The sequence below is a fragment of the Neolewinella persica DSM 23188 genome (assembly GCF_000373105.1).
Lineage (GTDB): Bacteria > Bacteroidota > Bacteroidia > Chitinophagales > Saprospiraceae > Neolewinella > Neolewinella persica.
Genome location: NZ_KB890414.1, coordinates 208,091 through 220,447, shown reverse-complemented (window position 1 = coordinate 220,447; position 12,357 = coordinate 208,091). Strand labels below are relative to the sequence as shown.

At 51.8% G+C, this 12,357-nt stretch carries 9 protein-coding genes; 3 read left to right on the top strand and 6 right to left on the bottom strand.

Features of this window, described 5'->3' with window-relative positions; all coding sequences use genetic code 11:
- Positions 1-271: 271 nt before the first annotated feature.
- From B036_RS0102520 to B036_RS0102510, 3 genes are all read right to left on the bottom strand, one after another.
- Positions 272-2,896 carry a TonB-dependent receptor gene (locus tag B036_RS0102520; RefSeq protein ID WP_020567112.1) on the bottom strand — a complete coding sequence of 875 codons (2,625 nt, stop codon included), beginning with the start codon at positions 2,894-2,896 and terminating at the stop codon, positions 272-274.
- 43 nt (positions 2,897-2,939) lie between these two features.
- Positions 2,940-3,893, bottom strand: coding sequence for a FecR family protein (locus B036_RS0102515; RefSeq protein WP_020567111.1), 954 nt, complete (start codon positions 3,891-3,893; stop codon positions 2,940-2,942).
- A gap of 266 nt (positions 3,894-4,159) precedes the next feature.
- Entirely contained in the window at positions 4,160-4,693 is a 534-nt protein-coding gene (locus B036_RS0102510) for an RNA polymerase sigma factor (protein ID WP_157472006.1), read from the bottom strand.
- 190 nt (positions 4,694-4,883) lie between these two features.
- On the opposite strand from B036_RS0102510, the gene B036_RS0102505 reads away from it, so the two are divergent.
- Together B036_RS0102505 and B036_RS33385 are read left to right on the top strand one after the other, a co-directional pair.
- Entirely contained in the window at positions 4,884-5,786 is a 903-nt protein-coding gene (locus B036_RS0102505; protein ID WP_157472005.1) for a hypothetical protein, read from the top strand.
- A 150-nt stretch (positions 5,787-5,936) separates the two neighbouring features.
- On the top strand, positions 5,937-6,605 hold the full coding sequence (locus tag B036_RS33385; RefSeq protein ID WP_157472004.1) for a DUF6515 family protein: 669 nt from the start codon (positions 5,937-5,939) through the stop codon (positions 6,603-6,605).
- A gap of 174 nt (positions 6,606-6,779) precedes the next feature.
- Here the strand turns inward: B036_RS33385 and B036_RS0102490 are convergent, their stop codons facing one another.
- Complete coding sequence (locus tag B036_RS0102490; protein ID WP_020567106.1) at positions 6,780-7,967, bottom strand: flotillin family protein; 1,188 nt, start codon at positions 7,965-7,967, stop codon at positions 6,780-6,782.
- Between the two features lie 343 nt (positions 7,968-8,310).
- Here B036_RS0102490 and B036_RS0102485 point away from each other — a divergent pair, with 343 nt between their 5' ends.
- Complete coding sequence (locus B036_RS0102485; RefSeq protein WP_026231603.1) at positions 8,311-9,729, top strand: hypothetical protein; 1,419 nt, start codon at positions 8,311-8,313, stop codon at positions 9,727-9,729.
- A 349-nt stretch (positions 9,730-10,078) separates the two neighbouring features.
- Here the strand turns inward: B036_RS0102485 and B036_RS0102480 are convergent, their stop codons facing one another.
- A complete protein-coding gene (locus tag B036_RS0102480; protein WP_020567104.1) occupies positions 10,079-11,518 on the bottom strand; it encodes a carboxypeptidase-like regulatory domain-containing protein in 1,440 nt (479 codons plus the stop codon).
- Entirely contained in the window at positions 11,518-12,138 is a 621-nt protein-coding gene (locus B036_RS0102475; RefSeq protein WP_020567103.1) for an RNA polymerase sigma factor, read from the bottom strand. The genes B036_RS0102480 and B036_RS0102475 overlap by 1 nt, the downstream gene beginning before the upstream one ends.
- Between the last annotated feature and the right edge of the window lie 219 nt (positions 12,139-12,357).

Genomic DNA, 12,357 nt, shown 5'->3' with positions numbered 1-12,357 from the left:
TAGCTTCTCAGTGCCCTTAATGCCTTAGTGGTTCCTCCTTTCCCCAATAGCGACTCCGAGGAAAATTCTTAATGCCTGAGTGCCCTTAATGGTTTTGCCTGCTCTTCCTTAGTGTAGCTTCTCAGTGCCCTTAATACCTTAGTGATTCCTCCTTTTTCCAGTAGCGACTCCGAGGAAAATTCTTAATACCTGAGTGCCCTTAATGGTTTTGCCTTATCCCTTAGTGTAGCTTCTCAGTGCCCTTAATGCCTTAGTGGTTTCCCATCCTTTTTCAAAACCCAACCTTCACCATCAAATTAGGCGTAAATCCCAACCCCAATTTATCCACCTGTTGAATATCTACAGGTGGATCCTTGTCACGGTTGTACTGTATGAGAAATTGCCGGCCGAGCGAATTGTTTCTATTGTAAAGATTGAGCAGAGAGATGCCAATTTTTCCCGTCAGCCCACGATCTTTGGAACTGGTAAAATCGTAGAAGGCGGAGAAGTCCAGCCGGTGAAATGCGGGTAGTTTCGCATCGTTTAATGGTCCGGGCTCTTCCTGGATGCGTGGAATTCGTTCATCTCCACGAAAGCTGATCCTTATTTGGCCAGGCACGGTATACCGATTGCCCGAATGTATGCGCCAGCCTAATGAAAAGGACCAGTTGTTGTGCTGATAGGTATTCACGATCCGGAGTTGGTGGCGCCGGTCGTTGTCGGCTGGGAAATAGCCTGGTTCTGGTTCCGTAGGGCGTGTCCGGAAAGGGAATCGCCATTCCGTTTTACTAAGGGAATAAATGGCCCAGGTGCGAAAGTTTTTCCAACGCTTTTTGATGAGCAGGTCCAGGCCTTTGCTTCGGGAATCACCGTGCAGAAAGCCCTCGTTTTGTAGTGTGGACCCCAGCGTAGATAAGCCGTCGACCTGCTTGTGGTACAACTCCAGGTCGATCAACCATCCTTTGGGTTGGCCGCTGATGCCGAAACTGCTTTCCTTACTGGCCAATACCCGTGTTCGCTGCCCGTCAGCCATAGTCCAGAGCGGAGTAGTGGCGCTCAGCCGTTGCGCATCGAAGGTGATGATCTCCAGCGGGAATTGGTGGTTTTCTCCGTAACCGGCCTTGAGGATCCACTGATCGTTAAGCCGGAAGCTCCCACTGATCCTGGGTTCAGGATAGACCTTTTCGGTCGGCTGGTAATATTGCATACGTAGCCCAAACTCTGCCCGCCAGGGGCTCCCTTCGGGAGACCATACGTAGGTGCCGAAGGCGGCAATGGCGTCAGCCGATCCGTCCGTTACGGACACCCGGTTTAAAGTGTCGGCAAGTTCATTCGAAAAGCTGAAGTCCAGTTCATGGCCGTATCGTTGTAACTGCGTGCCCAATTTCAAGACATCGTTATCACGAACGGGGACATCGTAATTGACCCGAATGGAGGTTTCCTGCAGGGCACTGGACCGGTTTTCGCTAATTGCGTTCCGGAGGTTAACAAAACCAGTGTTCCCAAGATTAGAAAAATCAGTCAGTGCCGCCTGAATACTTAACTGTCGACGTTCCGAAAACCGATGGACATAGTTTAAGCTTGCGCCAGCGTTATTTGTCTCGATATTTTCCGAGAAAGTGCGGGGCACCCGCCCAAGCAAGTAGCCGTAATCATCTCGCTGCAGAAAGCCACTAATGGTGAGCTGTTGTTGATCATTGAAGTTGTACTGCCAGCGGCCGTTGAACTCTTTAAAGTCGAAGTCCTCAGTAATCGTAAGGTCGTTTTCCGCTGCATTCAGAATTTTCTCAAAGGCGTCCCCCTGGAATACCTGCGCGCGGTAACTTTGGTAGGTTGCAGCTTCGAGTAATCCGTTCATGGAGGCAGTGTACCCCAGGTGCAGGTCAGATTTGCCTTTTATCAGTGGCGCTTTTACAAAGGCATTTACGCCCAGTAAATTAAGCTCGGCACCGGCCCGGAGGCGTTCCGTAATCTCTCGATCCGTATTGATTTTGATGACCCCGGATACCCGACCGCCGAAGGCGGCCTCCGCCTGCCCCCGCCACACACTGACGTCGTCAACCAACTCCGCATTGAAGTTCGAGATCATCCCGAAGTAATGGCCGGAAGAGTAGACGGGGATGCCGTCCCACAAAACGAGGTTCTGGTCGCGGCTCCCTCCGCGAATGCTGAGGTTGCCGGCAGATTCTCCAATGTTGTTAACGCCGGGTAGTAAAGCCAGCATCCGGGTAATTTCGGTACCCGCAAAGCCTGGAACCGCTGGTGCCTGGCCAGGGTCAAAGTTCACCTGCCGTCCGTCTGGCGTAGCGGTGATCCCGTCCGTCAGGTATTCAGCAATTACCACGGAAGCCAACTCTATCGAAGATGGGGACAAGGTGATGGTGGGGCAACCCTTGCCCACGAAATCAGCAACGGCAAATTGGACCTGCTTGAACCCGAGCGACTGAATGGTTATTTCGTCGGTTAACGCAGCCGGTAATTTGCCGACAAACTTCCCGGATGCATCCGCGCTTACTGCCCGCCCCGTTCGAGCTACGCCAATGGTGGCGAAGGGTAATTCGGTGTTGTCATAGCTAACGACTTGCAGGCATAAATTCCAGGTTTTTTCTTCTTCCGGACGCACTGGACGAAGGGTTACGTAACCGTCATCTAGCCGTTTAGCCGTCAATGTATTAATGGCAAAAAGGCATTGGTCGATCTCTTCCCAGCTTGCATTGTAGAAGTGGCAATTGACATTTTTACTAGTCACTTCTTCTCGGGGGAAGGAAAAAATAAGGCCAAATTTTCTTTCTAGATGGGTGATGGCGTCCAGTAATGGAGTGTCTTTGAAATCAATCGTCAGCCGCAGGTCTTCCGTTGGCTGCGCGTAGCTGCCGAGTGGAAAAAGTAAGCAAAAGAAGACCAGCAAGTACCGCATGTTGTATAGATCGGTTTGTCGATCAATTTTTCTGACCAAATAGCTATCTGGGCAGGAGGGTGACCTTGTCCCCGTCCCGATTATATGTGGTGTATTTAAGCGGGTTAAGGATGTTCTCCAGTGCCAGGTCCAGGTCATCATTAGGGAAAGTGACGTCATAGGTCTTATCAAGATCCATTTTGGAGGTACGGACGACCTCCAGGTCATACTGGCGCTCGAATTCTTCCAGGATTTCGGATAGCGGACGATCAACAAATACCGAACGGTTTTCCAACCAGTCAAGATGCTCTGCTCCGTTCTTACTTTCGGTAACTTCTCCCGAAGTGTAAATGCTTACGGATTCCCCAGGAGTCAGCAGGTAAGCTTTTGGATTGGCGTTGAATTTTACCTGTACTTTCCCGGAGGTACAACTCACCGCCATCCTTCCCGCACGGCTGTACACATTAAAGGAGGTGCCGACCACAGTAACTTGCCCAAGCTCGGTTCGTACGATGAAGGGAACTTCGGATTTTTCGACTTCGAAGTAGGCCTCACCCGCCATGGTCGCCAGCCGTTCCTCTTCGGTTGGAACGAAAAGAAGGGTACTGCCGTCGTTAAGTTTTATCATGGAACCGTCCTCCAACTCAGCAAATTGCGATACTGCTCCATTCAGCACTTCAAAGTCCCGTTGGGGACTACGCAAAAGGAACCAGGCCATACAAGCCAGCGCAACGGATGCAGCCGCTGCGTACCAGACTTTTCTTATGGAGTTGTTCTTTTTTTGGCGCGCACGCAGGTGCAATTTTTCGGAGAGAGGAGCCGTGCGGGCTGCGGATAGGCGGGAGAATTCAGCCGCTTCATCAAATTCCGGCGGTTTCATCCGGCCTACATTACCGAGCAGCCGTTCGTAGTCCTTAAACTCAGGGCGTTGCCTCAAGTCGGTTTCTTCTGCCGCACTTAGCTCCCCGCTGAGCCAGCGGGCGAGTAAGGTGTCGTCATTATAAGATGGTTTGGCCATGGTAAAGGAGGCTTGCTCATTGTAATAATCCGAAGATAGGGATTTACCCTACCTCGGGGGGTGAAAGTTTTTTCCGGAGTAACCACTAAGGCACTAAGGACAATAAGAAGCAACACTAAAGGGAGGGGTAACCATTAAGGGCATTCAGGGTTGCTTCGCAACAAGGAAGTTTTCACGGAGGACAGCGCAGAGGGAGGCGCTGAGGATGCACAGATTCTTCAAACGTTGCTACGAGCGGCAGCGCGTACCTGCTTGCGGTAGCCCAATCAAATACCCGCATGAAGTTCGCGCAGTTCCACCAGCGCCCGGTGCATCCGCTTTTCCACCGCCTTCTGACTGATGTTCAGCAGTTCCGCAATCTCCCGGTATTTCAGACCATCGATCCTATTCATCAGGAAAACCTCGCGTGCACCGTCGGGGAGTCCCGCAATGGCTGTTTCCAGTTGCTCCTGGAATTCTTTTTCCCGCAACTCATCTTCCGGGGAGGCGTAAGCTGGCTCCGGACCGGCCATCCGCCACTCGTATTTACGGACAACCTTTTCTTTCTCTTTTTGCTTGAAGAAAATATTTTCCGCTACCCGGAAAAGCCAGGCACTGGCTTTGTCGGGTAAAACCTTTGCGCAGTTCTCCCACAGCCGCAGAAAGGCGTCCTGAACAATATCTGCAGCAATTTCCTTGCTACCCGTACGGTAATAGGAGAAGTTGCGAAGTTTAGGGGCAACTTCCTGAAAAACAGCGTAGTACACGGCTTCTTTGCAGACGCCTTCAGGAGTATTTGGTTCCATTTTTTCAGCTGGCACAGGAATAAATTTAAAAATAATTTCTTCGGTAAGGTAGGGTAAAATGAAGTTTGCGGATTGAAATAAGCGAACCGTAACGGCGGTGACGAGTCGAATGATCAACAACTTGTACCCCGCTGATAACCTGCGGAAATTCGCTAACCCAACGGGTCGGAAATTAACCCTCCGACCATTTCAAAAATGCTTTTCCATGTACGTATTCCCAAAAAATATTCGCTTACTTTTTCTGGCACTGGGCCTGATGTTAACCTTCACCGCCTGTGACAACGAGATCGCCCAGGATGAAATCACACCAGAGATCATTACTGAAGAGGAAATGCCCGAAGTTCTCATTGAAGCACTACCTCCTGACCCCACTACCAGCGACCCTGTCGAAATGCGTCGGCGCCCCTGCTTTCGCTTTGTTTTTCCGGTGCAGGTTGTTCTGCGAAATGGTACGGTAATCACGGCGAATGACGCCGAAGACCTGCGGGCGGCATACCGTCGCATTCGTAGTGCTGGTATCCAGGCCAACTTTGTGTATCCCTTTGACGTCCAACTGGCCAACGGAACTCAAGTTACGATCAGACGTTTCGAAATGCTGCGTCGCCTCCACCGTGCTTGCCGCGACATCAACGACGATGACCAGCCGCGCCCATGCTTCAACATCAATTACCCGATTAGCGTAGTTGGCCGTGATACCACCTTCGAGGTCAATAGCTGGAGGGAATTTCGCCGCGCCAATCAGGCCTTCAGTCCCCGTGGTGTAAGCATCGTCTATCCGATCAACGTTACCCTCGCAGAAACTGACCGCGTGATCACCCTCAACGGTGACCGTGAACTCTACCGCCTCCGCAACCTTTGCATTGACCGCGGTGACGACGATGATCGCGAACCCTGTTATTCCGTTCTCTACCCCGTTACGCTCAGCATCGGTCAGAATACCGTTACCGTAGTTAGCAGAGCCGCCTGGCGGGCAGTTGTTGAAGCTGCTGGCGAAGACGTAGATGTCAGCCTCAACTTCCCGATCACCATCGTTAACCGGGACACCGAAGAACAGATCAGTATCGAAAACGTAGCAGACTGGCGTGCCGCCAGAGAGCTGTGTGACTAATACTTGTAGGTAAGCAAGCCAAATCGTCGCGTTGACCCGGTGTAAGTATTTCTAGTGCTGCCGGTCAGTGCGATGGTTTGGCTCGCCCCAACCCGTCTAATTACATCCCTGAAATACTTTACCTAAACCCCCTTATTAAAAACCGTAATTATGAAAAAGATACTTGCATTCGCATTTATGCTAATTGTCCTGCTGCTATGCACTAATAATCTGGAAGCGCAACGAGCAAGAACTAAGATTCATAAAGGAGCACAAGGCCAAAAAACTGTTATCCATAAAGGGACGCGCGGTAAAAAGACGGTTGTTCATAAAGGAAGAAGAGGTAATACCACCGTTGTGCGAACGAATAGAACAAGAACCAAAAGAACGAAGGTCGTACACTACCATTATCGCCATTTACCCAAAAGAGGAGCAGTGGTGAAAACCGTAAACGCTAAAGCGATCACTGTTCGGCACCAAGGTATTGGGTTTCGCTACTATTCTGGTATTTGGTACAGGCCTAGTGGTACCAATTGGGTGATTTCTCGTCCCGCTTATGGGGCCCGTATCCGGGTGTTGCCCGTCGGTTATCGTAAAATCGTTGTTGGCCCACGGCCTTATTACTACTATTACGGAACCTACTATGTAAATAATAATAATGAGTACGAGGTAGTAGAAGCACCAATGGGGGCCGAAATAGATTCTTTGCCCGATGGCTACAATGTCACCACCGTAAATGGTAGTGAATATTATGAGTTGGATGACGTGTACTACATGCCAACAGAAAACGAAGCAGGGGAAGAGATTTTAGTGGTAGTTGATGATCCAACACAGTTATAATAGAAAATTCTTGTAAGTAGGAACAAAAAGAATTAATCCCATTGTTCAGTCCCTTAATACGGGCGTAGTGTGGCAAAATGCCGGACTGCGCCCGTTTTCTATGCTAAAAAGCGCGGCCAGGACTCCTCCCGACCGCGCACTATCGCACAACTATCATGAACTCAAAACTCAGGTTTAGTTCTTTTGCAGTTTGCCCATTACTTCCATCAGCATGTTGATACCGATGGCATCCATAGGATTGGCGCCGTTGGCGCCATTTCCGGAGCCGCCGATCACGATGCTGGGAACATTGACCTTCGCCAACTCGGCCGCTACACCAATGCGGGTCTCTTTTTCGATCTGGGCCTTTTCCAGGGGGGACAGACCAGCACTTACCTTGAGACGGGCGACCTCGGCGGAAGCACGACCTTCGGCCAGCGCCTTGTCGGCCTGGAACTTTGCCTGAAGCGCCTGCTCCTTACTCACGGCCGTTTGAGCCTGAGCACGGATCTCCGCTTCAATCTTAGCGGCTTCCTCGGTAGCGCGGACTTCGGCCACTTTCTGGCGACCACGCATCTCGGCGGTGAGGGCCTCCTGCTGAGCGGTGACCAACTCCTGCTTGGCGATGGCCTCACGGGTGCTCTGCTCTACCTTGGCCTTCAGCTTCTCGTTTACCACAGTTTCGTACTCCACAAGCGTTATCGCTACGAAGTTGGGCACGATCTCGTACTGCTGTACGTCGCTCTTGGCAAGGGCGAAACTACCATCGGCGTTCTTCCTTGGCGTATTCTCGTAGCTGCGGATCTTCTCTCCACTGATGGAATCGATACGCATCTCCTCGTGCTGCTCAATGATGTACTGACCATTGCGTAATTGGTACTTAAAGGCTTCGGCCAGTTCTGACTTACCTCCGCTGTAGTGCTTCTCAGAGTCCATCAACTGAAAGGAGTAGTTGGCGCATTCTTTTGAGTAGTCGGCCAGGCTGGCGGCGAGGCGGCTCTGCTCCCGGTAGTCCTTATGTATGGCCAGCATCCGCTCCTCATTGTTGGGGAGCTTCCACTTTACGGAGTAACCTACTTGGTTGGCGTAAGTACCATCAGCAAACTGACAACGGATGGGCTCCGAGAAGTAACTGATGTCTGACTTCCGCTTCTCCGGGCGTTCCACCTGAACAGTAACTACGTCGGCGTATTCAGTGGTTTTGCTGAAGAAACCGGCCCAATACATGCCGGGCTCAAATTGGATGAATTCATTTCCCGTAATGCCCTGTACTACTGTTCTGTAGCCCTGGTCATTGACCGAAAAAGGATTAAATAGTGCGGCCATTAACAGTAATACTACGGTGGTGGCTGCGAGAAGGATTTGCTTGGTGTTGAATTTCATAATCGGGGTGTTTTAATTGTCTTGTTTCCCTAAATTTAGGATCAAACATAAACGTGGCAAATAATCCTCGATTAGTTGGGATGAGAACTCGACGAAGCTGGATGGAAGAGTACTGTTAGCGATCGATTTGGCGCGAACGCAGGTGCAAAGAAGATTGAAAAGCAAGGTTGCCAAACCGTAAACAAGGTCCTCCCCCCTTGCTCCTTTTATCCGTACCTTGCATCCTGCGTCCGCGCCCCTTTGTTGGTGCTGTTGCTCTATTGGTGCTATTGGTCTATTGGGCCGGGACCAACAGACCAATAGCACCAACAGACCAATAGACCAACAGTCCAACACCACCAACATGCGTCAACTTCTCGAAACCGATCAAAAGGCCCTGGAAATCAACCTGAATCCCAATATTTATGGCACTTTTGCCGAGATTGGTGCCGGTCAGGAGGTCGCCCGTTATTTCTTTCAGGTGGGTGCTGCTGCGGGAACGATTGCGAAAACAATGAGTGCCTACGATAAGGTTTACTCCGATCAGATTTATGGTGTTGAACCCAGCGGTCGGTACGTCTGCGAAAGCCGTATCCACAAAATGATGGATCATGAGTATGAGCTCATGGTAGACCGCTTACGCCACGATAAGCCGGAGACAAATTTCTTTGTCTTCGCTGATACCATCGCTGCCATCAACTATTCCCGAACTATCCCCGGAGATGGGTGGATGGGCCTCCGGTTTCAGCTTGATCCGACCGATAGCACCCATAATGACCTGTTGCTACACGTCCGGATGCTCGATAACGACAACCAGCTACAGCAACAAGCCATCGGTATTCTCGGCGTCAACATGATTTACGCCGCCTACCATTACCACAAAGATCCGGAGACGCTCATTCTGAGCCTGCTGGACAGCCTCAAAGGGCGTATTTCGATCGACATGATCGTGCTGGAAGGTGCCAATTTCACCGTCGATAACCGCCTGCTCAGCCTGTGGTTGGTAAAACATGGCCTGACGGACATCACCATGTTCGACCCTCAAGGCAGGAGCATTCATCCCAGTGAATTTCTCTACCGCAAATCGGTCATGGTGGTGCGTGGCAGTTTCCGACCGATCACGCTGGTCAATGAGGACATGCTCAGGGCCGGTTATAAGCAGTTTCGGGAGTCCAGTACGGTTGATCCGAGCAAAACCTTCCTGCTCACAGAATTGACCCTCGATAACCTTCAGCACAGCGCAGAGATGAACGAACGTGACTTCCTGCACCGGGCAACCTTGCTGAACGCCCTGGGGCAAACCGTCGTCATTTCAAATTATGGCCGCTACTCTGACCTCATAAACTACCTGAGCCTCTACAAGGTCAACCCCGTAGGAATTGTTCTCGGGGTCAATGAGCTCCTGCAGCTTATCTCCGAACGCTTCCGCGATAACCAGGACGGGCGGCTGCTGGCCGCCTTCGGAGAAATTTTTACCCGCAACGTAAAGCTGTTCGTGTATCCTGCACAGCAGGAGGGATCTGCCGATCTTATGACGGCTCAAAACGTCCCCATCCCCGAAGGCGTAAAGTTCTTGTACAAGCACCTGCTCGATAGCGGGCAGATCGCAGACATCAATAATTTCCACCCCGAAAACCTTCACATTTACTCCCGTGACGTGCTTAATCTGATCAAATCCGGTGAGCCCGGTTGGGAAAAACTGGTGCCTGAAAAGGTCGCCCGGCTGATCAAGACAAATAACCTGTTTGAGTATCCTAGCGAGCAACTGTCGTTTGAATATTAGGGGCGCTTCGCGTGCCAGTCGCTTCGCTCCTTGTAGCATAGGTCGCTTACGCTCTCGTTGCAGGGCGCCTTCGGCGCGTTGCAGTAGTTGCAGTCACCCCATGAGGCAGCTCGCTCTGCTCGTTCGGACAATTTTTTGCTTGAAACCCCTGCAACATGAGCGCAGCGACCCTGCAACGTGAGCGAAGCGACCCTGCAACGTGAGCGAAGCGACCCTGCAACGTGAGCGAAGCGACCCTGCAACGTGAGCGAAGCGACCCTGCAACGTGAGCGAAGCGAATCCTGCAACAGGAGCGAAGCGACCCTGCAACGTGAGCGAAGCGAATCCTGCAACCTGAGCGAAGCGCCCCCTACTCAAACACCACCTTAAAGTACACCCGTACAGGTTCATCCCCCTGCACCACCTCCCAAACGGAGGAGGTTACCAGCGTTTTACCGATATAGTCCATTGTGGCCTGGTTTGGCTTGCCTCTGAACTGGACATCCGTTAGCGTGCCGTCTGGATTAACGAGGAAGCTCAGTTTGACCTTGCCCGATGGGAGTTCGGCGGGCTTGTTTGCTTCAATGCGTTTACGCAAGGCGTTGTACCCTTCTAAAGGACTGGCATAGCCTGGTTTCTCGTCGAAGACAATGCGGGTACTGGCTCCATTCTGTTGCCAGCGCGGGCGATCGTCTTCTGGGACAAACGCTTTACGCTCCAGGCTGATCTGAAATTTTTCGAGAAGATTGGTCAGGTCTACCTGCTCTGATTCATAATCAGGATGGGAGATCATCAGTGCGGTGGCAGCGGCGTCTGCGGGCAGCTGAAATACGCCGTTGCTATCGGTCCGTTCACCTAATGGCAGCCCCGGCAGGCGGACGAGTGCATTAACAATGGGATAACCGTTTTCGTTAGTGATTCGGCCATCGAGGTAGGCGCCGGCTCTTGGCACATTGCGGGGGTATCCAGCCGCTGAATCACCGTACGCTGCGGGCGATAGCGCCTCCTTTAGCCTTGCTCCGGCTCCTGCGTCGGTAGTAGAGGTCGGGGCGGCCGCTGGTGCGGTAGCTACGCTGGGGGCGGGAGCAGGTGGTGGCGTCCGTTGGGTACCTGGGACTACGGCGTCGTCAGCTATTTCTTCCGCTATCACTTCTGCCTCAAAAGCGGGTGATGGTGGAGGCGTTGTCCTTTGCTGTTTTTTCTGAGTGGTTTCTTTCCTCCTTCTTTCTGTAACCTCGTCTCGGGCAGCGGCCTTTAGTTCATCAGCTCGGGAGGTTGCACTGGTTTTGGGGCTGTCCTTAAGTTCGGTTTTCGGGCGCGGACGCAGGTCCGGGGTCGGAGATGAAGGAGCAGGGGAGGGTGACAATGCCTCGTCATTCGATTCCGTACCACTAATTGCCGGTTGAGCGGACACGGATGAAGGTTTGCCTGGAGATGTCTGAATTTTTTCAGTTTGTGGGACCGACTCCATTGCGAGGTCCCCCGTAGTATTGTCAAGCAGATAAGGCAGTAAAAACAGAGAACTGACCATTAATAACAATATGGCTGCCGCTGCCGCCCAGCGGTAGCGATTGGGGCGTGTGCGCACCAACCTGGCACCGGTTTGCCGTTGCTGCCGGGCAGCATCAAGCATCCGGCTTACGCGGGCAGCGTGATCTTCTTCCGGCGCAGATCGTAACCCACGCATGGCCTCGGCCAGTGAGGGATCATTTAGGGCACGACGCTCCAACTCCGCCTCCTCGGGGGCGGTTATGGCGCCGGTCAGGTAGCGGCGCAGTAGATTATTAGTGGAGCGGTTGGTAGAGGACACTATTCTTCAGATTGTTTTTCTTCCTGCCCTTCCAGGCAGATTTTAAGGTTCCGGCGGCCGTTCTGCAAGTGAGAACGTACCCGGCCTACGGATAGATCAAGTTGTTCGGCTATTGTTTGGTAACTCTCGCCCTCCTGGAGGTAAAACATGGAGACGCAGCGACGTTGTTCGTCCTTAAGCTGCTTCAGACAATGATACAGCGGGCGGGTGTCAGGAGCCTGATGATGGTTTGATTCAGTACTTAGATGCAGTAATCGATCCGACTGCATAAATACATCATCATTATTTGTTTGCTGTAAGGGATCGCGCTTCTCACGGCGCAGTTGCATCAGACAATGGTTCCGGATGGTCGTCTGTAACCAGGACCGAAAATTACTGATCTCGTGTTTCGGAAGCTTGTCGAGTAAAACGGCCCATATTTCCATGCCGGCGTCTTCTGCCCTTTGGGGCGTACCGAGGTACCGTAGTGCCAGGGCGTAGATCAGTTCGGCATGGCGCTCATAGAGTGGTAATAGATCGTTGGGGGAGCTGCTCTGTTTGAACCGCAGGAGCAGGTCCGCGTCGGAAATTTCCGACGCAGCCGTTTCTGTGGGAGTTTTGGTTCGGAGCAAGCGTAGCATCTGGGGCTAAGATAGGGCTCAGTGGTCAGTATCCAGGGTTCAGGAATCAGTGGTCAGTATTCAGGGTTCAGTAGTAAGAATTATTGACTTTTGAATACTGAGCACCGAATGCTGTGGACTAAATACCGAATACTGAACCCTGATTCTTAATACATCGGACATCCGCATCCAGCAGCCTTACAACCGCTGATGAAAAGAAGGACAATTGCAAAAAGAAAG

What these genes read in the sequence shown, in the direction of transcription:
- B036_RS0102485 (WP_026231603.1), top strand. Translation starts at nt 8,311, where the DNA reads ATGCGTCAACTTCTCGAAACCGATCAAAAGGCCCTGGAAATCAACCTG.
- B036_RS0102475 (WP_020567103.1), bottom strand. Translation starts at nt 12,138, where the DNA reads ATGCTACGCTTGCTCCGAACCAAAACTCCCACAGAAACGGCTGCGTCG.
- B036_RS0102520 (WP_020567112.1), bottom strand. Translation starts at nt 2,896, where the DNA reads ATGCGGTACTTGCTGGTCTTCTTTTGCTTACTTTTTCCACTCGGCAGC.
- B036_RS0102490 (WP_020567106.1), bottom strand. Translation starts at nt 7,967, where the DNA reads ATGAAATTCAACACCAAGCAAATCCTTCTCGCAGCCACCACCGTAGTA.
- B036_RS0102505 (WP_157472005.1), top strand. Translation starts at nt 4,884, where the DNA reads ATGTACGTATTCCCAAAAAATATTCGCTTACTTTTTCTGGCACTGGGC.
- B036_RS0102515 (WP_020567111.1), bottom strand. Translation starts at nt 3,893, where the DNA reads ATGGCCAAACCATCTTATAATGACGACACCTTACTCGCCCGCTGGCTC.
- B036_RS33385 (WP_157472004.1), top strand. Translation starts at nt 5,937, where the DNA reads ATGAAAAAGATACTTGCATTCGCATTTATGCTAATTGTCCTGCTGCTA.